The organism is Acinetobacter puyangensis, assembly GCF_900096995.1.
Lineage (GTDB): Bacteria > Pseudomonadota > Gammaproteobacteria > Pseudomonadales > Moraxellaceae > Acinetobacter > Acinetobacter puyangensis.
In genome coordinates, this window is record NZ_OANT01000009.1 from 79,386 (window position 1) to 104,611 (window position 25,226).

Genomic DNA, 25,226 nt, shown 5'->3' on the forward strand with positions numbered 1-25,226 from the left:
TTAAGCCTGCGGTTTGGGACGATCTGCCAAGGCATGACCACGCCCCAAGGCAATGGCACGCAAGATTTCTTCGGCAGTTGCAGGTGCATTCAGCTGTAGCGGCGCATCTGCGGGAATCGCAGCCTGAACAGCCTGTCGAATGGCAGAAAAAACCGATAAACTCAGCATAAAAGGCGGCTCGCCGACAGCTTTGGAACGGTAAATCGTGTCCGAGCTATTTTCATTGTCAAACAAACTCACATTAAATACCGGTGGGATATCAACACTGGTTGGAATTTTATAGGTGGAAGGTGCATGGGTAAATAATCGTCCGGCATGTTCCCCTGTCGGTTGCCAATACAATTCCTCATTGGTTAACCAGCCCATACCCTGAATAAAGCCACCTTCAATCTGTCCGATATCAATGGCAGGATTAATCGAACGCCCCACATCATGCAGGATATCGACACGTAACACTTTCATTTCACCTGTGAGGGTATCAATTGCTACTTCACTGACTGATGCGCCATAAGCGTAATAAAAAAATGGACGACCCAAATGATTGACCTGATCATAATGAATTTCAGGCGTTTTATAAAACCCACTGTCCCACAATTGAATCCTTGCCATATAGGCACGATTGACCAGATCTGCAAATGTCCAGGCCATGCCATTATCCGCCGTGACCAAATGATTTTCAAAGCGGATATGCTCGGCAGTAGTCTGACTTAAACCGGCTGCAAATTCTGCCAAACGCTGACGAATCTTGATACAGGCATTTTGCACGGCCTTACCATTTAAATCTGCCCCACTGGATGCAGCAGTTGCCGAAGTATTCGGTACTCGGGAGGTATCCGTTGGTAATAGACGTACTTCATCAATGGGCAGCCCTAACTCGTTGGCCGCAATTTGACGGACTTTGGTATACAAGCCCTGCCCCATTTCTGTACCACCATGGGTAATCGCTACTGTACCGTCCATATAGATATACACCAAAGCCCCGGCCTGATTATAATGTACGGCATTAAAGGAGATACCGAACATTAATGGGGTTAAAGCAATCCCGCGTTTGATCCATGCGTTGTTCTGATTAAACTGCATGATCTCCTGTTTACGCGCATAATACTGACTCCTTTCTAGTAATTGTGCCACGATTTTTGGTGCGACATTATCCCGTACTTCCGCACCGTAATGGGTATGATCACGGCCTTGTCCTGCCTGCTCGGCAAAAAAATTGACCTGACGCACCTGTACCGGATCACATTTTAGATAATGGGCAATATCATCAAGGATATTCTCAATCACAAACATCCCTTGTGGCCCCCCAAAACCACGAAATGCAGTATTAGACACGGTATTGGTCTTACAGCGTAAATTCTGAATCTGTACCGCATTGAGATAATAGGCATTACCAACATGGCAAATGGCACGTTCATTGACAGGCGCAGATAAATCCGCTGAAAATCCACAATTGGAGGCAAGCTGGACTTTTAAGCCCTGCAATACACCCTGCTGATCAAATGCCACGTCCCATTCATAACTAAAGCCATGTCTTTTACCGGTCGAACGCATATCATCATCACGATCCAGACGTAATTTTACAGGGCGACCCAGTCGATGTGCAAACAGTGCAGCAATACAAGCCCATTGTGCCGATTGCGATTCTTTACCGCCAAAACCACCACCCATACGACGGCTTTCCACACTGATCTGATGCGCACGCAATCCCAAAGCATGACAAATCAAATGCTGCATCTCGGTCGGATGCTGGGTTGAACAATACACTTTTAACGTTTGATCTTCCTGTGGAATGGCATAGGAAATTTGCCCTTCCAGATAAAAATGTTCCTGTCCGCCCAATGCAATTGAACCGGATAAATGATGCGCTGCTTGATGAAATGCCTGTGCCACATCACCTTGACTAAATTCTACAGGTGGAATCACCCAAGCTTGTTGTGCAATCGCCTGTTCAATGGTGAGAATCGGTGTTTCAGCTTCATATTCAATTTGTGCCAGTCGTACCGCCTGCCTTGCCTGTTGATAGCTTCGTGCAGCAACGGCAAATAATGCCTGTCCATAAAACTCAACCTGATCGACTGCAAAAATCGGATCATCTTTTAAAATTGGACCACAGTTATTTTCCGCAGGAATATCCTGTGCAGTGAACACAGCATATACGCCTGATGCAGCACGTACTGCGTCCAGATTCATCTGTTTGATTTTACCCCGTGCGCACTGGGAAAAACCGACTGCGACATACAACGTATTTTCCAGCTCAGGTAAATCATCAATATAAATTGCCTGACCCGTCACATGTAAATGTGCGCTTTCATGGGGAATAGATTGGCCCGCTTTGGCAGAGGACTTGGCTTTTAACACATCAAGAGATTGATTCATGTTAAACCTCCTGTACTGTAATTAAATCGTCCAAACGTAGCACGCCGACGTTATTTTGATCTTGTTGCTCAAGATAAAAACGCTGTAAACAGTTTTGTGCACTATACAGACGATAAGCTGAACTGGCCCGACCATCATCAAGCGGTTGATAATCCAGTGCCAGTTGCTGCTGTGCCTGAGTAATTAATTCCTGTGTCAGTACTTTAGCCAGTAAAAATTGTTCAGTATGCAAAGCCCGCTTTGGAATTGCCGCCATACCGCCATAGGCAATCTTGATCGACTGTATCACCTGCTGGTCATCGAGTTGCATACTAAACGCTGCACACACGGCAGAAATATCCTGCTCAAAGCGTTTGGAAATTTTATAGCTTGCCACTTTAAAATAATCTTTTTGTGCGGGTTCAATCACAGGAATAATCAGAGTGTCGACAAATTCACCCTGCTGCAAGGCGGTTTTTTGATAGCCTAAATAAAAATCTTCCAGTGCAATTTCCCGGGTTTGATCACCCTGTCTTAAACGTAAGCGACTATTCAGGGTAATCAAGGCCGGCATAGAATCACCAATAGGTGAACCATTGGCAATATTCCCACCCAATGTCCCTGCATTTTTAATCGGCATGGAAGCAAAGCGTCGTGCCAGTTCATGTAACTCTGGATAATGCTGAGTGATCACATCAAAGGCATCGTTTAAACAAACGCTTGCACCGATCTCGATCGTTTGCTGCAAAGTTTTAATCTGTTTTAATTCGGCAACTTTACCAATATACAGCATGTCGCCTAAATCACGTCCCAGCTTAGTCACCCATAAACCAACATCGGTGCTACCTGCAACAATACGGGCTTGTGGATATTGCTGGCGTAACTGGGCAAAGCGTTGCACACTGGTCGGCGCAAAATAATTTTGTTTTTCAGTATGATATTCCAAATCCGGCAATCGTTGTAAGGCCTGTAATGCTAGTTCAATTTGCTGTTTTTGTAACCGCACAGGTGCATAATCATATGTCTTTAAAGCGGCTTCCAAAATTGGGCGATAACCGGTACAACGACATAAATTCCCTGATAAATAATGGCTAATCGTCGCTTTATTTGGCGTGTTCAACTCATTTTCATACATCGCCCACAAAGACATAATAAATCCGGGTGTACAAAAACCACATTGCGATCCATGACACTCAACCATGGCATGCTGTACAGGATGTAAATCATGCGGAGTAGACGCAGGTAAAAATTGCTGTAAATCTTCAACTGTAAACAATGCCTTGCCATCAAGGGTTGACAAAAACTGAATACAGGCATTGACATTACGTAACTGTAATTTGCCTGCAACCAGTTCACCCACCACAACGGTACATGCACCACAATCGCCCTCTGCACAACCTTCTTTGGTACCAGTTTGCCGTGTTTTCCCAGCAGATGTTGTTAACTCACGCAAATATTGTAAAACCGTTAAAGTCGGTGCAACATCAACAATTTGTTGACATTGTCCACGAAACCAAAACGAAATTGGACGCGTAAACATATCTCTTCCTTTATATTTGCATACTGCTATATCCCTGATCATGCAGCAAATATAATGCCAATAGCAACTTAAAAAACAAGCAATTAAATAATAACAAATATCATTTAAACAAGCATATAAAAGCAAAACATTTGATCATTGATGATAGTGTAACGACAAAACCTCAATAATTTTTAAATTTCTATTCTTCTATAAAAATATAAACTTCGATTCTCTGAACATCAAGTCGGTTTTCTGCTACAATGCGCAACTTGTTTTAATAGCCAAGTACGACTTTACGATGAGTATGCAGCAATCTTATTCAGATATTTTAACCGCCATTGGTGAAGATCTTGATCGCCCTGGTTTAAAAGACACGCCAATCCGTGCTGCAAAGGCATTTACTTTCCTTACTTCTGGCTATCAAAAAGATCTAAAAGAAGTCACCAATGATGCTGTATTCCCATCAGAGAATCGGGAAATGGTCTTGGTGAAGAATATCGAATTCTATTCCCTTTGCGAACATCATTTATTACCATTTTATGGACGAGTACATATTGGCTATTTACCTGAAGGTCAGGTATTAGGCTTATCTAAATTTGCCCGCATTACCGAAATGTTTGCCCGTCGTTTACAAATTCAAGAAAATTTAACTCAGCAAATTGCTGAGGCTATTGTTGAAGTGACTGGTGCACGTGGCGCAGCGGTCGTCATTGATTCTGCGCATATGTGTATGATGATGCGTGGTGTCGGTAAACAACAATCGACTACACGTACTGTGTGTTTTCTGGGTGAACTGAAAAACAATGAACAGGCACGCCGTGAGTTTTTAAGCGCTGTCCCAGAAAGCTACTAAATCTTATTTCTGATCTAAAAATGCCAAGTCCGTCGACTTGGCATTTTTGTTTAATGAAAATTTTCACTTACTATGAATACTTAATAGTCCAGAAAGGTGACTTCACCGGTTTCCAGCGAATATTCAGCCCCAACCACCACTAATTTCCCCTGCTCAATTAATTTTTCCAGCACCGCTGAACCATGTCGTAACTGATTCACCGATGCAAATACATTGGCACGTACTGCATGTTTGGATAACTTCTCAATATCATTTTTGAGTTCAGTATGAAATAAAATCTCGACCGATGGGCGCACCCGATTCACAATTGACATTAGATTTTGCGAAGGTAGTTTATCCGGATTCTGTAAAGTTTCAATGGTTGCCTGAACTGCACCACAATGGCTATGTCCAAGAACGACAACTACAGGGCAATCATAGCGTTCGGCAGCAAACTCTACACTTCCCACCTGCGAAGGTGCCACAATATTACCTGCTACACGAATCACAAATAAATCACCCAATCCCTGATCAAATACCATTTCTGCTGGCACTCGGGAATCTGAACAGCCCAGAATAATGGCAAAAGGATTCTGATCTTCTGCTAATTCTGCACGTTCCTGATGAGAAAGATGCTTATAACCGACTTTACCCTGAATAAAGTTTTGATTGCCTGCTTTAAGACGTTGTAAGGCTTCTTGAGCACTTAACATGAAAATTCCCGTAACTTGCAAATGTTCGATCATTTTAAGAGGGTTACTGGTAATTGTCATTAGACAAAAACTACCTTTTCAACAAAATATGTTTAGCGCTTATCCAGATTTATTGTTTTGATAGAAAACAGACCTTGTCCCTTTTTTCTCCTTTTCATATCTTTTTTAAAATTAAAATATGGATTGAAATATATAGATTCAGATAAGCTTTTTATCTTTTGCTGTTAAATGAAGAAGTTGTAATTTATGATTGATGGACTTATTGATTCCGAATCTACCGTTTTTAATTCAGGTTTATTTTTATGCACAGCAAAGCTCAAGCACTACTCGAAGCACATCTCGCCTTTATTAAAAATCAATTACAGCAAGGTGAGATCGTGACACAAGAAGTATTGGGCTTTTTTGACTGGTTTAAAACTCAGAAAATCACTGACCTATGGTGTTCACAGCACATTACAGCCCTATTGCAACAACAAATTTTATTGACACCTGCCACCGATCATCTTATTCAGCAAATCCAGCAGCATATTACACTTGCCCTGCAACATCCGCATAATGAACATACAACCATTGAAGAAGTTTTACCTGTTGAAACTATTGACCAGATTGCTCAGTACATTGCCTCAAAATCTAACCATCGTAAAAAACTCATCAAACAACTGGTTCATAATCCTGTTTATATCGAACTTATCAGCAATCTAGTACAACAAAGCCTACAAGACTATGTAGATCAATCCGTAGTGGCTAAAAAAATCCCGGGTGTCGGTTCTTTTATGAAAATGGGAAAATCCGTGATTGAACGCGCCACTGATCGCACATTCGATGATGCACTGCGACTTTATTTACATAAAAATTTCAATAAATTAAGCCAATTAAGTGAAAAACTCATTACCCAACACCTTGATGATGACAAACTCTATCAATTACAGGCAAAACTTTGGCACAAAATTAAAAAAGCTCCTTTATCTACTTTGCAACACTATATTGTGATTGAAGATCTTCCACAAACCGTGGCAATGGGTGAACAAGTCTGGAATCATATCCGTCAGACAGATTATCTTCAGGCACAAATCACATCGGGGGTAGATGCTTGGGTAGAACGCCATGCACAGGATACTTTTGCACAGGCCTTGCAGGATATCAATATCGACGAAAACTTATTAAGAACAGAACTTTATCAACTCATTATGCCCATTTTAAATCAAGTCATTGATCAGGGTTATTTATTGGATCGCGCAAGATTTTATCTGGAACAGTTTTATAATTCTGATGAAGTGAAGCATATTTTAGATCAATAAAAAGCGACCTCTATTGAGATCGCTTTTCAACCTATGAAAATAAACTTAGAAAGAATATTTTAAAGAAGCATAATAAGCTCGACCCGGCTCATTATAAGTTTGGTTAACTGTTGTATCACGTAATTTTTGTTCATCAAATAAATTACTTACCCCAAGTCGCCCGCTAAAATTCTGATTGAATTTATAACCAAAATTAATTCCCACTAAACTATAACTTTTGATTGATGTGGTGGTAATACCTGTACGATTTTCAAGAGAAGTTTCCGCATACTCGCGAGGTTTTTGACGACCATATTGAGTATAAACAAAGTTTACATCTGCCTTGTCAGTAACTTTATAATTAAAAATAGAGTTAATGGTATAATTGGGTACAATTGAAAGTCGGTTACCAGTTTTTTTATTGATGGAGTCTTTCATCCAAGTAAAATTATTGGTCCAACTGATGTCCCCCCAGTCTAGCCCTATACTTCCTTCTACACCTTGTACTAATGCTTCAGGAATGTTAACCCAATCTAAGACATTATATGTGGTTGTACCAATTGTAGTTTGGCTTACAACTGTATCCCCCGCAGTGATTTTATTTTTATAATCGTTACGGAACCATGCCAAACTTGCACTCACAATATCCTTCTGAAATTGAATCCCGATTTCTTTATTGACAGATGTTTCAGGTTTCAAATCGGCATCGCCCTGTAATACACACTGAGTTAATCCAATTGGACAACCATTACCAGAAGTGGATAATAAATATCCTTCAGCATTTTGATACATATTAGGTGCTTTATAGGCACGGGCAATGCCGCCTTTTAAAGTAAAATAATCATTTAAACTATGAGTAATATTTAAACTTGGACTCCAGTTTGAACCTGATTTACTGTGGTCATCGAACCGTAATGCAAGTACCACATCGGTGCTATCTGTTACTTTAATATTATCTTCAAGATAGGCAGAGGCAATACGAGAATCCATTTTAGTCCTATCACCAGTTGTTAATACTTCAGCAAGACTAGCAGATGAAGTTGAACCGGTCGTATTTGCAGTATCCGTGAAATCGTCTTCAACCCATTCTACGCCTATTGTTAGATTTTGTGGAAACTGTACTTCAAATGGAATATTAGCTTCAGCATTAAAACGTAAAGTATCCAAAATAGATGTCGGGCGATCTGTTGTACTATTAATAGTGCCTTCTACTCGTCCAGTAGTTCCTTCAGTTAAACGCTTATTTCTGGTTTGGTCATACGATGCAAGCAATTTTGTTTTCCCCCAATCCCAATCTCCTTCATGGGTGAGCGCAAAACTTGTACGATACATCGTATTGGTTTCAGTACCAATTAAGGATAATAGGTCTGAATTGGTTGTAAAATCACTGTTACTATTTTGTGTATCTCCAGCATAGTCGTTACCTTGACGGCTTGAACCAACATCTAATAATAATGTCTGATGATCTGTTACCTGCCATGCCAGACGAGCATTAATATCTTTATTCCTTACCCCTTCCTTACCAGCTGCACGAGTTCCCGATTCATTTACAGGATTAAGATCGGCTGCATCGCCTTCACTCTTATTATAATTTCCATATAATCGATAAGATAATACATCCTTAAGAATTGGCCCACTTAAATTGAACCCAACACGATAGGACGAACCTTCTTTAGAATTTTCTGGTTGATTGGTATATGTTTCAATAGAACCATGCGTTTCATTGGTCACTTTTTTAGTAATGATATTAACTACGCCACCCATTGCGCCATTACCATAGCGTGCGGCAGCTGGACCACGTAATACTTCAATTGACTCAATTGCTTCAGCTGGAACCCAGTTAGAATCGCCACGAGTATCACGCTCTCCACGCCAACCATAACGTACCGAATTACGAGACGTTACGGGCTTTCCATCAATTAAAATCAAGGTATTTTCCGGTCCCATACCACGGATATCGATTTGACGATTATTTCCGCGCTGTCCTGTTGCACTATTTCCTGTCAAGTTTACACCCGGCATACGGCGAATAATTTCGGAAATATCATTTACGACAGGCGTTTGCTCTAAATCTTCGGCTGTGATTGTAGAAGCCCCTAATGATTGTTTTACCTGCTCTTCAGCGGTCACTACAATCGTATTTAATTTGACAATATTTTCTTCCGGTATGTCTTCTGCGGCAAAAATCTGGTTGCTTGCCATACCCGCTAAAATAATTGAAAGAGAAAGCACATTTTTTGCAAACTGATGATTCATCATCAAACTCCTACAAATACTACAAAATAGATAAAAAAGTTTAGAGAATGTTAACAAAGTAAATCTAAATTAAATACTGATGAATAATAATTCTTATTAACAAACACGAATAAATCTATTTTACCGATCACATTAACATTTCCGCCTAAAAAAACACCATAATTGTGCAAAAATATCTTTTGTGATTTCATAGTCAATAAATATAATATTTATAAAAAACAATTAATTATATTTATATGTATATATTTTATACAAAAAAATAAATTATCAATATTTGAAAAATAATGGATTTTTTGTTTATTTTTGTAAGTTAAATTATCAAAAATAGTGTCAGATTGCTATTTAGAAACAAAAATCCATTTATTAACGATGTTGTGAACAGACTAGGTATGTGAAAAGTTCAACTAAACTTTTAAGATACATAGAATTTTACTTTAATCTATACTTTTTTATAGTGAATACGGTAGTCTCAACTTTAATTTATCTTTTTTGTTCAATAAATATACCTAAATAGATAAATAAGTATAAATTTCAACCTTTTAAAAAATTAACTCACCTCACTGCCGAAGGCAGTGAGGTGAGAGGGAGTTGGGGGCGTGCGCCCCCAACTCCCTCTCAATTTTGGTTGCCTACGGCAACCAAAATTTCAAAAATATAAGATTATTAGTGTCTTAGTGAAAAATGATATTCTTAAATAAATTGAGATTAACGTTATATTAGAATCTCACATTCATACCAAAAGTATATCTTCTTCCATCAAGAACAGCACCATATTCATCATTTGTAATTTCTTTATTCGCAAGATTATAAACTCCAGCTTTTAGGCTTAAAGTATCTGTCGCATGGAAAACCACGCCTGCATCAAAAGTACCATAACCTGGTGTTCCTTGAGACATAGAGACTCTACTTAGATAATCACTGGTTTTTCCTCGATAATTATACTGTGTCCAAGCATTCCAATCGTCTGAAATATCATAATCAAATCCAATATTGAGCATATTTTTTGGGATTTTATTTAAAGGTTGTCCTTTAAAATCACCACTTTTCTGTTCAGATTTGGTATAGGTATAACTTGTATTTGCGGTCAAATTATCTAGCAAATCATAATCCAAAGTAAACTCGATACCTTTTATTTCGGCATCTTGAATATTTTCATATGAACTTAAGAACAAATAATTATTTGCACCTTGTCTACATGTCCAAGTAGATGGATCCTGTCTATCTCCGCCATTATCACAAATTCTTGATTCAGATATTTTATCTTTATAGTCTGTTTGGAAGATCATCAAACTACTAAATAATCCATTATCTGAATCTGAATAATTAAATCCAAACTCATAACTCACACTTTTTTCGGGATCCAAGTCAGGGTTACCTAATATTAAGGCCCTTGGATGTGGTGCAGGAGACCCACTGCCACCAGTCCCCTGTCCAAAACCTTCGGTAACTTGTGCAATATTTGGTTGTTTATAGCCTGTACTTACCCCACCTTTTAAGGTAAATCCATCGGTTAAATGATAAACACCGTAAATCCTTGGTGTGAACTCACCACCAAACAACTCATCATCGTTATATCGAATACCAGTTGTCAGGATAAAATTTGCAATATTCCATTCATCTTCTAAGAATAATGCACCTTGCCATCTGTCTGCTTCTCTTACCGCAAACTCAACAGTACCAATTAAACCATTTGATTCATTGGTAAATTTCTCTTTTTGATATTGCCCACCAAAAGTTAAAACATGGCTACCAATGTTATATGAGGATTGGGTATTAAATATATCAAACCTTTCTTCTATGCTTTTATCTTGTACTTTTTCGGTATCTTCTCTCTGGAAATATGTATTTGTGACTAGATTATCGTATGCACCCTGATGTCCAATCATATAAACATTTTTATTTATTTTAGAATAAGTTGTTGCATCAGATGATGCAATACCTGTTAAAGGCTTACTTTTACCAGCAGTTGAAGTATATTCCTGTTTTATAGTGTCATATCTGAGCGTTAAATCATTTTCATCATTAACATTCCACGTTAATTCAGTACCTAATTTTCTGACTTTCTTCTCAGTTTTAGCACCATCACTTTTATTGGCTTCTCCAACAGCATCTGGATTTTTAGCTGCCAAATCACTTTCATCATTGCCCTGAAAAGCGCCATCTAAACTGAGAGATAATTTATCTTGGATCAGTGGACCTGTTAAAAACGCACTTACACTGTACTCATCATTTGATATATCATTTGCTGACTTTGTATATTGAGGAGTAATACTTCCACCCCAAGTATCAGAAGAGGCCTTTTTGGTAATAATATTAATCACCCCGCCCATCGCTTCTGAACCATATAATGAACTCATTGGTCCACGTACTACTTCTATTCGTTCAATTTGATCAATAGGAGGTAAATAAGCCCCGATTTTTCCACCATCTGTCCCATTGGTATTTATAGATCGCCCTGCACTTATTGATCTTCCATTAACCAGGTATTTTGTATAACCTGCTCCCATACCTCTAATTAAAATATCTTGATTATTTCCACCACCAGATACAGAAACTCCAGGAATATTTTTAACTGCATCGATCACATCAGTATAGGCTTTCTTTTGTAATTCCTCAGCGGTAATCACTGAAATGGAAGCAGGAGCATCCGCAACATTTTGCTCTGATCCAGATGCAGTTATCACAATTGTTTCCAGTTTTTTTATATTTTCATTTGAATCTGCTGCAATTGCTGGTGTAATTCCAGAAATTGAGAGCAATATTGAAAAAGACAGTACACTTCTTGGCAATTGTTTAACCATTACAAAACCCTATATCTAATTTAACAAACTGTAATATTGTCTCCATAATATCAAAATATTATTGTTATTAGAAGTTAATGAGAAACTCTTTTATTAACTTTTAGTATATGGTAAATTATTATTTTCGAGATAAAAAAAGCACCCTTATGCGGATGCTTTTCAATCAAATATCGGTGATTTATTTCATATACGCATCGGCATTTTGAGTATGGTCAGTTTTGTCTATCACACGCCCAAGCTCTGGGATATGTGACTGTAAAGTGGTTTCCACACCCTGCTTCAATGTAATATCAATGGCGGAACAGCCCTGACAACCACCACCGAACTGTAAAACAGCAGTTAGACCATGTTCTGGATCTTCGAATACTTCTACCAGACTACAATTGCCACCATGCCCTGCCAGTCCCGGATTAATTTCTGCCTGTAATACATAGGCAATACGCTCTTCAATAGAGGCATCCGGTCCAACACGCGGCACTTTGGAGTTTGGCGCCTTAAAGGTTAACTGACCACCGAAACGGTCTTTGTTGTAATCAATCACTGCATCTTTTAAATACGGGATAGATGGCGTATCAATAAAAACCGGAAAATCAGGATAGTCCTGTTTGTAATCTGTCGGCACCACATCTTCTGGCGAACTATAGGCCATGCAGCATTCGGCACGCGCAGTTCCCGGACTTTCTACAAAAATACGTACACCAATATCAGGAGTATTTTGCTTCGCCAATAAGTCTTTCAAATACTCCTGTGCCGATGGTGTAATCATCAAATTTGGTATTTCTTCAGCCACAGTTGAATTTGCAACGATTTCTGACATCAATCTTACTCCTCAAATATCTATGACTATCATACATCATCTTTAAATAAATTTTGAGTAAAACAGTCGGATTAATTTTATTCTCATAAGATGTAAAAAAGGACGCTTAAACGCCCTTTTCTGCAACTGTATATTATACAGGTTTGTATTCAATCACAAAATGTCGCCAATGATCGCGCAGTTGCGGTGTAAGTTCCAGCGATTGTTCATCAAATACCATACCATCGGTATCTCTTGCCATTAAACCGGCAAGGCTCACCATCATATCAAAACCTGTGACTGCATGCGGATTGGGTAATGCCAGAAAGAATGCCAGTCCTTTTACTTCTTCAGAAGGTAAGCTTTCCAGATCAAACCCTGAAGGTGCACCATCTTCATTAATTCGCAGTACACTAAACATTAAGGGACTAGGTTTATCAGCATCTTCATAACGATGGAAACATGACATTTCACCATAACGTAAACCATATTTAAGCAGCATTTTTAAGGTTCGCTCACCCGACAATGCGCGCCCCGGATTGGGATACATGTACAATGCAATCAGTTGTTGCGCCTTAGCCAGCGCACTTTCTTCATCCTGACGGTTCTGTTCGCTTAAATGTGCATCAATCACATCTGCTTCATCTTGCCATTCAACCGCCTCAATAGCATTGACTGAAATTTTTTCGGCCGCATCTTTTTCTTCAATCTCAATATTTTCAACAATCACATCTTGTGGGCTATTATCTTGCGTTTTTTCAACCTCAAGCGTATCAATAATCTCTATTTCAGGTGTTGAATCCTGATTCACAATGACCTGCTTGGCATCATCTACCAGCTCGGCTTCATCTTTTAACTGCTCAATGATCTGGTCTAGTTCATCCGGCTCGGCAGAATGTTTAGCTTTATCCGAAATCGATGACGTTTCAGCATCATGTTCTGCTTTTGATTCAGTTGCTACATTCTGCCCAGTTGCTTGCTCAGCATTTGATTGTGATGCTAATTCCTGATTAGGCAGCGATGCAGAGGCAGCCGATGTTGTTTCTCCTGTGGTTGTTACAGGTGCCAACTTGACTGCTTCTGGCCGTAAATGACGAGGCACAATAGGTTGTTGACTTTGTGCATCAACAATCAGTTCCGTTTGTTCGATGGGTTGCGATGTTTGCGGTTTTTTAAATAATAAACGTAAACCAATGATCACCATCAGAACAGCAATAACAATTCCAATGATTTCCCACGCTTGATCCATAATCTACTCCATCGTCATACCATAGGCTTCAGCTTGTTCCAAACTGACTGCAACTAATTTGGAACTGCCTGCTTCCGGCATTGTAACCCCTAATAAGTCGGTTGCCATTGTCATTGCCAGTTTATTATGTGTAATGTAAATGAATTGTACCTGTTGCGATAGCTCTTTTACCAAATTACAAAATCGATTTACATTTGCATCGTCTAATGGCGCATCTACTTCATCCAAAACACAAAATGGTGCCGGATTTAATCTAAAAATTGCAAACACCAAAGCCAAAGCTGTTAAGGTCTTTTCTCCACCGGACAATAACGCCAATGTGCTATTCCGTTTACCGGGTGGACGAGCCATCAGGCGCACGCCCGATTGCCAGCCATCTTCCAGACTTAAGCTGGCTTCCCCGCCAGTAAATACTTTGGGGAATAATTCCTGTAACTCCCTATTGACCAGATCAAAGGTTTTCATAAATAACTGTTTGGTTTCTTGGTCAATGGCCTTCATAGCTTCTTGTAATTGTTCGATGGTTTGTTGCAAATCCTGAATTTGATGGTCCAATTCATCATAACGACCTTGCAGCAATTGTAATTCTTCAAATGCAGCCAGATTAATGGCACCAATTTTGGCAAATTGCTGTTCTGCTTTTTCCAGTGCCCGGCTGACCTGAACAGTATCGATCTGTAGTTCAATTGGTTTTGGCTGTCCAAGTTGTTGTAGCTGCTCCAATACATGATGCTGTTCGGCTTTATGCTGCTGCCAGTCTAGACGCGTCTGTTCCAGTTGATCACGTAAGGCATTTTCCTGTTGCTGCAAAGTGATACGCTGTGCATTAAAACCTTGCTGTTGCTGTTGTAACTGCTCGATTTGCTGTTGCCAGTCCAGCCATAATTGCTGTTGCTGATCGGCTTTGGTTTTAGCCAATTGCTCTTTCTCGGTTGCTTCCTGCATCCGATCAGTCAGACGTTGTAATTGCTGCCTGCAATCCAATAATTGTTCCGAGATATGCTCTATTTTCTGTTCCCGAAACTGATCTTCCTGTTGTAATAGCGCATGTCTAGATTGTTGTTGCTGCAATTGTGACTGTAATTGATAGACTTGTTGCTGATCTTGCTGTGCCTGTTGTTTCAATTCATTCAGGCGTATTTTATTCTGTTCAAATTGCTCCTGTTTCGCCATAACTTGTGGCTGAATCTGATCAATTTTCAGCTGTAGGCTAACGATATCGTATTGCAGTTGTTCCTGTTCCTGCCCATCTTCTGCAATCTGACTTTGTAATTGCTGTGCCTGCTGTTTTAGTTGCAATAGATTCTGTTCATGTTGCGCTAAAATCGCCTGAAGTCTAACTTGTTCGGTCAGTAATTTTTGTTGTTGCTGTTGTTGTTGCTTGAGGTGTTGCTGCATTTGCTGCAAGGCATCTTTACTTTGCTGATATTGTGACTGTAGCGCTGCAAGCTGCTGCTGGGCTGGCTGTTTCTGGCTTACAACCTGTTCCAGTTGCTGCTGCAATGCTTTTAAATGAGTATGATAATGTAACTGTCCCTGCGCCGGACCTGTCTGATTTTTTGCATCATCAGATACCTGATCATCCAGATTTAAATTAATCCACCAGTCTGTTGCCAGCCAATATCCATCTTCTGTGACAATACTGCTGATTGCATCAAGTTGTTGCAAATACTGTTTTGCCTGCTCCAGATCCTGTGCAATATAAATAGATTGCCATAAACGATGTAGCGGCGCTTTAATCCACGTTTCAATTGTCGGCAAATCTATTGAAGTAGAGTCTGTTGGGCTGTCCATCTGGCCAGCATTACATTGCAGTTGTCTTGCCCCTTGATAGGTCAAGTCGATTTGACCACTGGTTTCTGCATATAACCATTTTGCCAAAATTCGTTCAATCAAGTGGCTGTATTGCTGTCCCTGATACGTCAGTTGCAATTGTTGTAATAAGGGCTGTTTTGCAACCACGCCTTGTCCTTGCTGTAAATGCCCCAGTAATTTTTCGGTTTGTTCAATTTCCCGTTGTAAATTTTTTTCGGTCATTGCCAGTTCTTGGCATTGCTGCTGAAGCTCGTCTTTTTGGACTTGATGATGTTGCAGTTGCTGACTCAATTGCTGTTCTGATTGCTGGCTTTGCTCAAGTTTGATCTGAATATTGGCCAGTTCGATATTTAAATCATCCAGTTGCATGGCTGTATCATCATTTCGATGACGTTGTTGCTGAGCTTGTAATTGCTGTAATAATTGCTCGGAACGCAAACCGGTTTTTTGCATCTGTTCCAGTTGATAATGTAATTGCTTTTGTTGTTGCTGTAATTGATTCAGATACTGCTGCTCTTTGTTAAACTCCTGTTCCTGTTGAGTAAAACAGCTGTTTAAAGCACTCAGATCCTGTTCACTTTCTTTTTGAATTTGCTCTACATCTTGGAGTTGTTGCTGGCTTGCAATCATCTGTGCCGACAATTGTTCCAGTTCCTGCGCAATCTTGACATGTTCATCCTGCAACACTTGATGTTGCTGTTCAAAACCCTGAATACTCTGGCCAATTTGCGCTTGCTGAGCCTGATCCTGTTGCAATTGCCAAAGTACCTGTTGATGCTGTTGTTGTGCCTGTTGCCAATTCTGCTGCAACACTTCAGCCTGTGGTAACTGCTGCTGAATTTTTTGCTGAAGTAAATGCCCTTCTATTTCAATTTGCTCTAGCGCCTTATGTTGTTGCTGATACTGTTCGGTCAATTCTGTGAGTTGCTTGGTCAACCGTTCGACCTGACTTAAGGCCTGAATATACTGCTGTGATAACAACTGGATTTTATAACTAACAATTTCCTGTTTTAATTTCTGATATTTTTCTGCCTGTTCTGCCTGACGTTTTAAGGCCTTAATCTGACTATTTAATTCCAGTGCAATATCATTTAAACGGGATAAATTACTTTGTGTATGTTCAAGATGTTGTAAGGTTTCCCGACGACGCGCCTGATAACGGGAAATCCCAGCCGCTTCCTCAATAAATACACGCATTTCTTCGGGTTTGGCATCCACCAATCGGTTGATCATACCTTGTTCAATGACGGCATAAGAACGTGGCCCCAAACCGGTACCAAGGAAAATATCGGTAATATCCTTGCGACGACAACGAGTGCCATTTAAAAAATATTCGGATTTTCCTTCACGATTGACCTGACGTTTTACACTGAGTTCGGAATAGGCATTATAGGCACCACCCAGCTTGCCATAGGTATTTTCAAAACGCAGTTCTACACTGGCCACACCTACAGGCTTCCGCTGCGATGTTCCGGCAAAAATCACATCCTGCATATTGCCACCACGCAATTGCTTGGCACTCGACTCACCCATGACCCATCGAATGGCATCAATCACATTGGACTTGCCACAGCCATTTGGCCCCACAATGGCTGAGCGGCTATCCTTAAAATGTAAGGTGGTACTTTCGGCAAATGACTTAAAGCCAACCAGTTTTAAACTACTTAAACGCATATCATCTCAATTAGCGGCGAGAGCGACGAGCCCATGCCAATTCAATCTGTTTCATCCGTGCCAGCGAGTCCAGCACGAGGTTGCGTAAGTGTCGGCAAAAATCTTCCATAAATAAAGCGGCTTGTTGTGGTTTTCTGATCAATATAGCATCAATCACCAACCTAAACAGCTCAAACGCCTCTTGCAACTCCCGTCGAGAGGTATTTAGCGTTAAAAAGTAACTGCGCCGGATCGATGGTAAAAGCGTCTGATAGATACTCGATAAGTATGGATTATCAATACGTTCGCTTTGTACACTTAAAAAATCAAAGATGGCATCATAAAATCGCTCTATATCCCCTAAGCGGACAATTTCGGCAAGTTGCTCACTTAATTGCTGCATTTGATCTGCATCCTGTTGACGCCAGATTTCACTGCTGCGTTGCACCAGATGTCCCAGAATCACAATGCTGGTATCGAACAACATTTTAATCTGATGGGCCGACATTTCCGATACAATTGCCCCACGTCTCGGAAAAATATCAATTAAATAGGTCCGTTGTAATAGTAACAAGGCTTCTCGAACCGACCCCCTGCTCACATCGAGTTCTTTGGCAATACGCAATTCCTGAATACGCTCGCCCTCAACCAGTTCTCCAGTAATAATTTGTTCGGCAATCTGTCTGGCAATTTGTTCGGCTAAGCCTTCCGAGGAATGATCCGCTTTCATAACACCTCTTATTTTTAATATGGGTATGTGTGCATGATTCACATCATGGCGTTTTACTTGTATCTAGTCGGGTTTATTGACCTATCACCAATACATGACCCTATCAGTTAAAATGTCAACAGAGCCTAATATAAAACAATAATTATGGCTTTGTCTGACAATTTCCTGTGATTTCGTGCCATTTTTCGGAAAATATGAAAAAATATCGGATAAAAGGACTTTATCAATTGATGCAATAAGCTTTGAATTAAATTCCACCTTAGAACAAGTACCATAGCATTGCTTCATACAAGAAGAACACACCAATACAGCTTAACAACGTGGCAAAACAGCGTTTTAACATCATGGGAGAAAGTTTATGCGCCACTTTTGCACCGATTTTTGCCGTAAAAAAACTCATCACGCTAATCCCGATGAACGCATAAATATGTACATAGCCAATTGCGCCTTTGATCGGTTGGGAATTGGCTGCACCAAACACCATAAAGCCAATCGCTCCAGCAATTGCAATCGGTAAACCACATGCAGCAGATGTAGCAACAGCCTTTTGCATGATCACACCATGCCGGTTTAGATAGGGAACCGTTAAACTACCACCGCCAATACCAAAAATTGCAGATGCAATGCCAATACCGCCACCTGCCATTAACTGCATATTTTTCGGCGGTAATTGACGACTGGCATCCACCAGCACTTGTGCACCAGCAAACATACGATAAGCCACCCAGATGGCAAAAATTCCCATCATTAACTGTAATGCATGACTCGGTAACAGATCAGCAATCGCAGCACCTAAAAATGAACCCAGCATCAAACCCGGCGCCAGATTTTTTACCACTTGCCAGAGTACTGCGCCTTTTTTATGATGTGCAGATACCGAACTGATCGAGGTAATGATAATGGTTGCCAATGACGTACCCAGTGCCATATGCATAATATAATCGGGATTATATCCCTGCTGGGTAAAAGCCCAATACAAAATAGGCACAATGATGAGTCCGCCACCAACACCAAAAAGCCCTGCGGTAAATCCTGCACAAGCACCAATTGCCAAATAGATGAGTATTTCCATGACCATTCCATTGTCTCCTATCGCACCCGAGCTTGAGCAGCAACGACTGACTTTTCAACTACAAGCTGCACATGCTACGCCACAAATCATTCAATGCAAATCAGAAACTGTCTCCACCAATGACGATATCCTCAAACTTTATCACGCCGGCTATCGCTCAGCGCTAGCGGTCAGTCAAATACAGCATCAGGGGAGAGGTCAACATCAACGCCAATGGATTTCCAATCCGGGCAATATTTTTCTCAGTGCATTGATTGAATTACAACGTCCGGTTGATGGCCGCTTTGCCCTTGAATGCGGCCTAAATCTGATTCATAGTCCTACATTAAATACACTCCCCGATCTGCAAATTAAATGGGCCAACGATCTATACAGTTCACAAGGAAAATGGGGTGGCATTCTGGTTGAACCTATCAATCCGCATCAGGTAATTGTCGGCATTGGTATTAATATTTTCCCAGTTGAGCAGCAAATGGGTCAGGCCACAACCAGTCTCACACAATTGGGATTGACATATTATGATCGTGTCCAGTTTTTGGCAGAAATCTATCTAGCCCTACTCCAGGCCGCACAATGGTTTAACTACAATAGTCAAAATTTGGCACAACGCTTTAATCATATTGCTGCATTCAAGGATCAATGGGTCAAAATGCAACGCAATCATCAAGCAGATCTTCATGGTTTTTTTCGGGGCATTCAGGATGACGGTGCCATCTTAATTCAACAATCGGCTGATCAAATCGCAACAGTTTGTTATGATGGGCGATTGCACCTTTCCACATCAAGTGATGCAGAACAATTATGAATCATCTTTGGTTAGACTTAGGGAATACCCGTTTAAAATACTGGATCAGTAATCCCGAACAACAGATCATTGAGCATGGCGCAGAATTACATTTACAGTCGCCTATTGATTTATTACTGGGTTTAAGCCAACATTTTAAATCGCTCAATATTAGCTCGATTGGCATTTCCTCGGTCTTGGACAACAGCACCAATCAACGCTTGAAAAAAATCCTTAACCGGCTAAATGCACCCATTTATTTTGCCGAAGTACAGGCGCAATATGCAGGACTAATTACCGGCTATGACCAGCCCAAACAACTGGGGATTGATCGCTGGTTACAGGTCTTAGCAATGACCCGATCACCGAATAAATATTGCATTATTGGTTGTGGTACTGCATTGACGATTGATCTATTAGACCATTACCACCACCAAGGCGGATATATTTTACCCAGCCTCTATCTACAACATGATGCACTGACACAGGGCACCAAAGGCATTAAAATCCCCGAACAGGCATTTGAAAATCTCGCTGCCGGGCGTAATACCAGTGATGCAGTTCATCATGGCATTTTATTAGGTCTACTGGGCGCGATTCGTTACACTTTAACACTGCATCCCGATTATCAACTGATTTTTACCGGTGGAGATGCGCCCTTATTTATGCAGTTTTTACAAGACTATCAACTAAGGCAGGAAGCAGATTTACTGCTAACAGGATTGCAGTATTATGTACAACAGCAGCAAACCTAAATCAAAAAATGACTTATTGAACATTGATTCTTTTAAACTAATACCAAACATTAAAATTAAATTATCAGGGTTTATACAATAAACCCCTACCAAATCAATTGTATGGAATTGTACGGGCGTATTGCATACGCCCAATTATTTATGAATTATGGTATAACTCTCTGCCAGTATTGGGACTTCACTTAGTATTTTAAATTGAACCGGAATTATTATGAAAATGTCACCCTTCCCGTTTGTGACTACCGATTGGGACGATATTGCAGTTACAATACATCAAGGCGAAACTGGTTGTGCATATTGGCGTACACAATATTTTGGCGAAGAAAATAATAAAATTAGAGTGCGTATGGTTGAATATTCTCCCGAATATTTGGCCGACCATTGGTGTAAAAAAGGACATATTCTTTTTTGTCTTGAAGGAGAATTTGAAAGTAGACTAGCAGATGGACGAGTCTTCATATTAACGCAAGGCATGAGCTATCAGGTAGGTGATAACTCTGAACCACATCAATCATATACAAAAAATGGTGTTAAATTATTAATCATAGATTAACGATATAAAGCAATTAACGTCCTCATAAAAAATGGGGCACTGTGCCCCACTTTTAATTGCTTTAGTAGTGATGTGCTCAATGACTATTTTTTCTGATCATTACCACCAAATAACGGTCCAACACCACCACTATTGCCACCACCCATTTTGTTCTGCATGCCCTGAATACCACGTAGCATCTTACTGATACCTGATGGATTAGAGAATTTTTTCATCATCTTCGCCATCTGAGAATGTTGTTTCAGCAAGCGATTCACATCCTGAATCTCCATACCACACCCTGCGGCAATACGTTTTTTACGACTTGGATTGATAATGTCAGGATTACGACGTTCTTTAATGGTCATCGACTGGATAATCGCTTCCATTTTTTTCACCTGATTTTCTGGCTGGGCCTTATCCAGTGCTTCCTGAATACCAGAACCGCTCATCCCGGGTAATTTATCCAGAAAACCTGCCATACCGCCCATTTTTTTCATCTGCTCAAATTGGGTCAACATATCTTCCAGATTGAATGTCCCGCCTTTTTGCAGCTTCTTCGCCATTTTTTCGGCTTTGTCACGGTCGATTTTACGTTCAACTTCTTCAACCAGAGACAGTACATCACCCATACCGAGAATACGCTGTGCCACACGTTCTGGATGGAAAGGTTCAAGGGCATCAAGTTTTTCACCCATACCCAGAAACTTGATCGGCTTACCGGTAATCGCACGTACCGATAAGGCAGCCCCACCCCGCGCATCACCATCAGTTTTGGTCAGAATCACACCAGTCAAAGGCAAGGCATCATTAAAGGCTTTTGCCGTATTGGCCGCATCCTGACCTGTCATGGCATCCACCACAAACAGGGTTTCGGTTGGATGAATTGCCGCATGTAATGCTTTAATTTCATCCATCATGTCATCATCGACATGCAAACGACCGGCTGTATCGACAATCAGGACATCAGCAAATTTAATTTTTGCTTGTGCAATAGCACGATTAACAATATCTATCGGCTGTTCACTGGCATCAGAAGGAATAAATTCTGCACCGACCTCTCCAGACACTGTTTGTAATTGCTTAATTGCTGCCGGACGATAGACATCGGCAGAAACCGTCATGACTTTTTTCTTCTGACGTTCTTTTAAATAACGCGCCAATTTTGCTGCGGTTGTGGTTTTACCTGCCCCCTGCAAACCAGCCAATAAAATTACCACGGGTGGTTTGGCTGCCAAATCTAGCGATTCATTCGCCTCACCCATCATTTTGGTCAATTCGTCATAGACGATTTTGACAAATGCCTGACCAGGTGAAAGTTGTTGCAGAACTTCCTGACCTAACGCTTGTTCTTTGACTTTGGCAATGAATTCACGGGTTACGGGCAATGCAACATCGGCTTCAAGAAGTGCCATACGCACTTCACGTAACGTGTCCTTGATGTTGTCTTCTGTCAACTGACCAGTGCCAGTGACATTTCTTAAACTCTGCGTGAGTCGATCGGTTAATGTATCAAACATTGCAAATTCCGCTTAAAATGGCTAGTTGCAAAAAAATCTTTCCAACAATAGATAAATTATGCATAAGATGCTATAGGATACTTGAGTTCGGAAAGAAATTATACTTAGTTTATGAATATTCTCGCACGTATTATAGGTTTGGCATGTTGAATTTGCCCGTCATTTTCACCGTATTGGCATTAATTGCTTATATAACTGGTTTTTTATACCTGTTAAAACAGTTTCTTGATAAAACCACCACCAATCCATTTCTGGTTTGGTCATCGTTGCTTACGGGCTTAATCCTGCATGGATTGGTGCTAAGTATCGATATGATGACACCTCTGGGAATTAATTATGATGTCTTTAATCTAATTTCTTTTACCTCAGGATTAATGCTTTTACTCAGCATTATTTTTAGTATGTATCGCCCGGTGATCATTCTAAATTTAATCGCTACGCCTGTTGCCATGCTAGGTATGGTGATCGGTGCATCACTTAGCACCCCTAATCACGTCATTCGTGAACAAGGTGTAGGTATTGATATTCATATCATCTTGTCACTAGCAGCCTATGCAGTCCTATTTATGGCAACAATTCATGCCATTTTAATCTGGTTTCAAAATCGTGAGCTTAAGAAGAAACAAAAGAAACGGATCTGGGTGAATTTGCTTCCTTCTCTGCAAACTATGGAATCCTTACTGTTTGATTTAATCTTTGTCGGCTTCCTATTGCTAACAGTTGCATTGGGTTTTGGTTTCTTTACCATTGATGACTTTTTCGGTCAGCATCTTGCTCATAAAACTGTATTTAGTGTGATTTCATGGTTTATTTACGGTGGTTTATTGCTTGGACACTGGAAACTGGGATGGCGTGGCAAAAAAGCCATTCAATTTACCTTATTAGGATTTTTCCTGCTGGCTTTGGGTTTTATTGGCAGTAAGTTTGTGCTGGAAATTATTTTAATGAAAACTTAATGACAATAATAACAGCGTATTGCATATGGTATGGACTGATAATTAATTAACCGATAAGACCAAATATAGCAAAATTCAAAATGTAAGCTACATTTGTGTCATGCCGGACTTGATCCGGCATCCAGAGTTAACGTATCCTAAATCAAACTCTATAAAGCTAAAGCCTAGGTCTTAAGAACTTTGCTCTGGATACTTGCTTTCGCAAGTATGACGAGATGATATGTAGCCTATAAACCGAATTTTGCTATAGCAATACGCCAAGTATAAAAAAGTGAAACCTTCATCCAGATAGAAACAGTAATCTCTGATTAAATGAATTAAAAGTTATTGAAATTGCAAAGGTAATACCAGTTTTGCAATCACCGGCTGTCCATTTATTTTGGGTACTTCGAATTGCCAACGCTTAATCGCTGTTAATGCCAGCCACCCCTGTTCTTCAGCATCATAGGATAATAACTTCGGTAATTGTACCAATCCATCTTTATCCAGATAAAATTCAATTTGTACATAATTTTTGCTGCCATCTTTGGACTTGGCCGGCATGGGTGCATAGAGTGGTTTCGGAATATAATCCAGTTCCGTCAGCGTGCTAAAATCTTTTTTATTTTTCTTGATATTTTCGAGAATCTGGATAGCTGATGCAGATAACCGACTATCTCGATTAAAGAGATTAAAATCATATTCTTTAGTCATCACGGACCAACTATTCTCATGATCTTTCTTGGCAGGATAAAATTCCCAAGACTGAAAAGATGCTTTTGCAGCAAGGCCAAATTCTGGTGAAGATGCCGATAACACTTCTGATTTTAGCACTTTTCCGGTTGGATCAATCAGCACATAAATTTTTGCTTTACCCTTTTGGTTTTTCTGTAATAAATTTAATGGATAGACCAGCGGTGCAGCGACTTTAATGACGGGTGGCTCATCATATTGCAGATGTTCTGGTAATTTTTTAGATGCTTTTGGCATTTTAAATGGATCGACTGCATTTGGACCGATAGACCCGATATTTTTTTGTATCCCAAATCCGACTTTTTGTATTGCACAACGTGCTTCTGTATCGTTGGAAGGTGGAAACTGGGCATGTAATATGCCTTGTACAGCAGCTTGTTCTAAATCCGGATGGATAGATTCTAAAACCTTAATTCTTTCAATGTGCCCCATTTTATCGATTAATAAACCTAACTCAACATCCCCTTTATTACCAAATTCTTGAATATTATGAGGATAAATAATCTTAGGTTTAATCACATAAGAGAGGACTGGACGGTCAGGAGAAGGAGGACTTAAAGACAAACGCTTCTGTTGCTCCAAGCATGTTAAAAAATCTCCATTTAGCATAGAACCTGCCCAAGTCTGGCTATACATCAAAGCTGTGATCGCCATTAAATACATAATTTTCATTTTTTAGTCGCCTATTTTCATATCAATATTATTTTGGCTAATCTAATGATTTTGCTGTTTTAATTCTAGTTAAGACACCCCATGATTACAATATACATCCTAATGAAAATGTCTAGTCCTGAAATAAGTTGACACTGATTTCAACTATAAAACGCCTGATGAACCTCATTGGGCGTTTTGTATTTTAAGGCAAAGTGAGGTCGC

At 40.0% G+C, this 25,226-nt stretch carries 18 protein-coding genes; 6 read left to right on the plus strand and 12 right to left on the minus strand.

Translation table 11 applies throughout. The annotated features are described in order from the left end of the window. Positions 1 to 2,376 carry a xanthine dehydrogenase molybdopterin binding subunit gene (xdhB, locus tag CRO21_RS14265; RefSeq protein ID WP_097079987.1) on the minus strand — a complete coding sequence of 792 codons (2,376 nt, stop codon included), beginning with the start codon at positions 2,374 to 2,376 and terminating at the stop codon, positions 1 to 3. A gap of 1 nt (position 2,377) precedes the next feature. Further along, positions 2,378 to 3,895, minus strand: coding sequence for a xanthine dehydrogenase small subunit (gene xdhA, locus CRO21_RS14270; protein WP_097079988.1), 1,518 nt, complete (start codon positions 3,893 to 3,895; stop codon positions 2,378 to 2,380). Positions 3,896 to 4,181: 286 nt separating this feature from the next. Here xdhA and folE point away from each other — a divergent pair, with 286 nt between their 5' ends. Further along, on the plus strand, positions 4,182 to 4,730 hold the full coding sequence (folE, locus tag CRO21_RS14275; RefSeq protein ID WP_171294063.1) for a GTP cyclohydrolase I FolE: 549 nt from the start codon (positions 4,182 to 4,184) through the stop codon (positions 4,728 to 4,730). Between the two features lie 80 nt (positions 4,731 to 4,810). On the opposite strand, the gene CRO21_RS14280 is transcribed toward folE, so the two are convergent. Then, positions 4,811 to 5,422: a carbonic anhydrase gene (locus tag CRO21_RS14280; protein WP_097080006.1), complete on the minus strand. Its 612-nt coding sequence runs from the start codon at positions 5,420 to 5,422 to the stop codon at positions 4,811 to 4,813. Between the two features lie 296 nt (positions 5,423 to 5,718). Between CRO21_RS14280 and CRO21_RS14285 the strand changes: the two genes are divergently transcribed. Beyond that, positions 5,719 to 6,720: a hypothetical protein gene (locus tag CRO21_RS14285; RefSeq protein WP_378234976.1), complete on the plus strand. Its 1,002-nt coding sequence runs from the start codon at positions 5,719 to 5,721 to the stop codon at positions 6,718 to 6,720. 45 nt (positions 6,721 to 6,765) lie between these two features. On the opposite strand, the gene CRO21_RS14290 is transcribed toward CRO21_RS14285, so the two are convergent. From CRO21_RS14290 to CRO21_RS14320, 7 genes are all read right to left on the minus strand, one after another. Beyond that, positions 6,766 to 8,955, minus strand: coding sequence for a TonB-dependent siderophore receptor (locus CRO21_RS14290; protein ID WP_097079991.1), 2,190 nt, complete (start codon positions 8,953 to 8,955; stop codon positions 6,766 to 6,768). A gap of 716 nt (positions 8,956 to 9,671) precedes the next feature. Next, positions 9,672 to 11,756 carry a TonB-dependent receptor domain-containing protein gene (locus CRO21_RS14295; RefSeq protein WP_097079992.1) on the minus strand — a complete coding sequence of 695 codons (2,085 nt, stop codon included), beginning with the start codon at positions 11,754 to 11,756 and terminating at the stop codon, positions 9,672 to 9,674. 178 nt (positions 11,757 to 11,934) lie between these two features. Further along, positions 11,935 to 12,573 carry a Fe-S biogenesis protein NfuA gene (nfuA, locus tag CRO21_RS14300; RefSeq protein WP_097079993.1) on the minus strand — a complete coding sequence of 213 codons (639 nt, stop codon included), beginning with the start codon at positions 12,571 to 12,573 and terminating at the stop codon, positions 11,935 to 11,937. Between the two features lie 133 nt (positions 12,574 to 12,706). Continuing rightward, a complete protein-coding gene (locus CRO21_RS14305) occupies positions 12,707 to 13,801 on the minus strand; it encodes a cell division protein ZipA C-terminal FtsZ-binding domain-containing protein (protein WP_097079994.1) in 1,095 nt (364 codons plus the stop codon). Between the two features lie 3 nt (positions 13,802 to 13,804). After that, a complete protein-coding gene (gene smc / locus CRO21_RS14310; RefSeq protein WP_097079995.1) occupies positions 13,805 to 17,290 on the minus strand; it encodes a chromosome segregation protein SMC in 3,486 nt (1,161 codons plus the stop codon). A gap of 10 nt (positions 17,291 to 17,300) precedes the next feature. Continuing rightward, positions 17,301 to 17,999 (minus strand): GntR family transcriptional regulator, encoded by a 699-nt coding sequence (locus CRO21_RS14315; protein ID WP_097079996.1) that lies wholly within the window; start codon positions 17,997 to 17,999, stop codon positions 17,301 to 17,303. A 259-nt stretch (positions 18,000 to 18,258) separates the two neighbouring features. Further along, positions 18,259 to 19,071: a sulfite exporter TauE/SafE family protein gene (locus tag CRO21_RS14320; protein WP_097079997.1), complete on the minus strand. Its 813-nt coding sequence runs from the start codon at positions 19,069 to 19,071 to the stop codon at positions 18,259 to 18,261. Between CRO21_RS14320 and CRO21_RS14325 the strand changes: the two genes are divergently transcribed. From CRO21_RS14325 to CRO21_RS14335, 3 genes are all read left to right on the plus strand, one after another. Then, positions 19,070 to 19,876 carry a biotin--[acetyl-CoA-carboxylase] ligase gene (locus CRO21_RS14325; RefSeq protein WP_097079998.1) on the plus strand — a complete coding sequence of 269 codons (807 nt, stop codon included), beginning with the start codon at positions 19,070 to 19,072 and terminating at the stop codon, positions 19,874 to 19,876. The genes CRO21_RS14320 and CRO21_RS14325 overlap by 2 nt on opposite strands. Then, positions 19,873 to 20,610, plus strand: coding sequence for a type III pantothenate kinase (locus CRO21_RS14330; protein WP_097079999.1), 738 nt, complete (start codon positions 19,873 to 19,875; stop codon positions 20,608 to 20,610). Before CRO21_RS14325 ends, CRO21_RS14330 begins: the two co-directional genes overlap by 4 nt. Before the next feature lie 211 nt (positions 20,611 to 20,821). Next, on the plus strand, positions 20,822 to 21,163 hold the full coding sequence (locus CRO21_RS14335) for a DHCW motif cupin fold protein (RefSeq protein WP_097080000.1): 342 nt from the start codon (positions 20,822 to 20,824) through the stop codon (positions 21,161 to 21,163). Positions 21,164 to 21,246: 83 nt separating this feature from the next. Here CRO21_RS14335 and ffh read toward each other — a convergent pair whose 3' ends face one another. After that, positions 21,247 to 22,662, minus strand: coding sequence for a signal recognition particle protein (gene ffh / locus CRO21_RS14340; protein ID WP_097080001.1), 1,416 nt, complete (start codon positions 22,660 to 22,662; stop codon positions 21,247 to 21,249). Between the two features lie 143 nt (positions 22,663 to 22,805). On the opposite strand from ffh, the gene CRO21_RS14345 reads away from it, so the two are divergent. Further along, a complete protein-coding gene (locus CRO21_RS14345; protein WP_097080002.1) occupies positions 22,806 to 23,618 on the plus strand; it encodes a cytochrome C assembly family protein in 813 nt (270 codons plus the stop codon). Between the two features lie 324 nt (positions 23,619 to 23,942). Here CRO21_RS14345 and CRO21_RS14350 read toward each other — a convergent pair whose 3' ends face one another. After that, positions 23,943 to 25,022: an energy transducer TonB gene (locus tag CRO21_RS14350; RefSeq protein ID WP_228150457.1), complete on the minus strand. Its 1,080-nt coding sequence runs from the start codon at positions 25,020 to 25,022 to the stop codon at positions 23,943 to 23,945. Between the last annotated feature and the right edge of the window lie 204 nt (positions 25,023 to 25,226).

Bases quoted from the DNA above. Each gene is read 5' to 3' on its own strand.
- xdhB (WP_097079987.1), bottom strand. From the start codon at position 2,376: ATGAATCAATCTCTTGATGTGTTAAAAGCCAAGTCCTCTGCCAAAGCG.
- xdhA (WP_097079988.1), bottom strand. From the start codon at position 3,895: ATGTTTACGCGTCCAATTTCGTTTTGGTTTCGTGGACAATGTCAACAA.
- folE (WP_171294063.1), top strand. From the start codon at position 4,182: ATGCAGCAATCTTATTCAGATATTTTAACCGCCATTGGTGAAGATCTT.
- CRO21_RS14280 (WP_097080006.1), bottom strand. From the start codon at position 5,422: ATGTTAAGTGCTCAAGAAGCCTTACAACGTCTTAAAGCAGGCAATCAA.
- CRO21_RS14290 (WP_097079991.1), bottom strand. From the start codon at position 8,955: ATGAATCATCAGTTTGCAAAAAATGTGCTTTCTCTTTCAATTATTTTA.
- CRO21_RS14295 (WP_097079992.1), bottom strand. From the start codon at position 11,756: ATGGTTAAACAATTGCCAAGAAGTGTACTGTCTTTTTCAATATTGCTC.
- nfuA (WP_097079993.1), bottom strand. From the start codon at position 12,573: ATGTCAGAAATCGTTGCAAATTCAACTGTGGCTGAAGAAATACCAAAT.
- CRO21_RS14305 (WP_097079994.1), bottom strand. From the start codon at position 13,801: ATGGATCAAGCGTGGGAAATCATTGGAATTGTTATTGCTGTTCTGATG.
- smc (WP_097079995.1), bottom strand. From the start codon at position 17,290: ATGCGTTTAAGTAGTTTAAAACTGGTTGGCTTTAAGTCATTTGCCGAA.
- CRO21_RS14315 (WP_097079996.1), bottom strand. From the start codon at position 17,999: ATGAAAGCGGATCATTCCTCGGAAGGCTTAGCCGAACAAATTGCCAGA.
- CRO21_RS14325 (WP_097079998.1), top strand. From the start codon at position 19,070: ATGACCATTCCATTGTCTCCTATCGCACCCGAGCTTGAGCAGCAACGA.
- CRO21_RS14320 (WP_097079997.1), bottom strand. From the start codon at position 19,071: ATGGAAATACTCATCTATTTGGCAATTGGTGCTTGTGCAGGATTTACC.
- CRO21_RS14330 (WP_097079999.1), top strand. From the start codon at position 19,873: ATGAATCATCTTTGGTTAGACTTAGGGAATACCCGTTTAAAATACTGG.
- CRO21_RS14335 (WP_097080000.1), top strand. From the start codon at position 20,822: ATGAAAATGTCACCCTTCCCGTTTGTGACTACCGATTGGGACGATATT.
- ffh (WP_097080001.1), bottom strand. From the start codon at position 22,662: ATGTTTGATACATTAACCGATCGACTCACGCAGAGTTTAAGAAATGTC.
- CRO21_RS14345 (WP_097080002.1), top strand. From the start codon at position 22,806: ATGTTGAATTTGCCCGTCATTTTCACCGTATTGGCATTAATTGCTTAT.
- CRO21_RS14350 (WP_228150457.1), bottom strand. From the start codon at position 25,022: ATGAAAATTATGTATTTAATGGCGATCACAGCTTTGATGTATAGCCAG.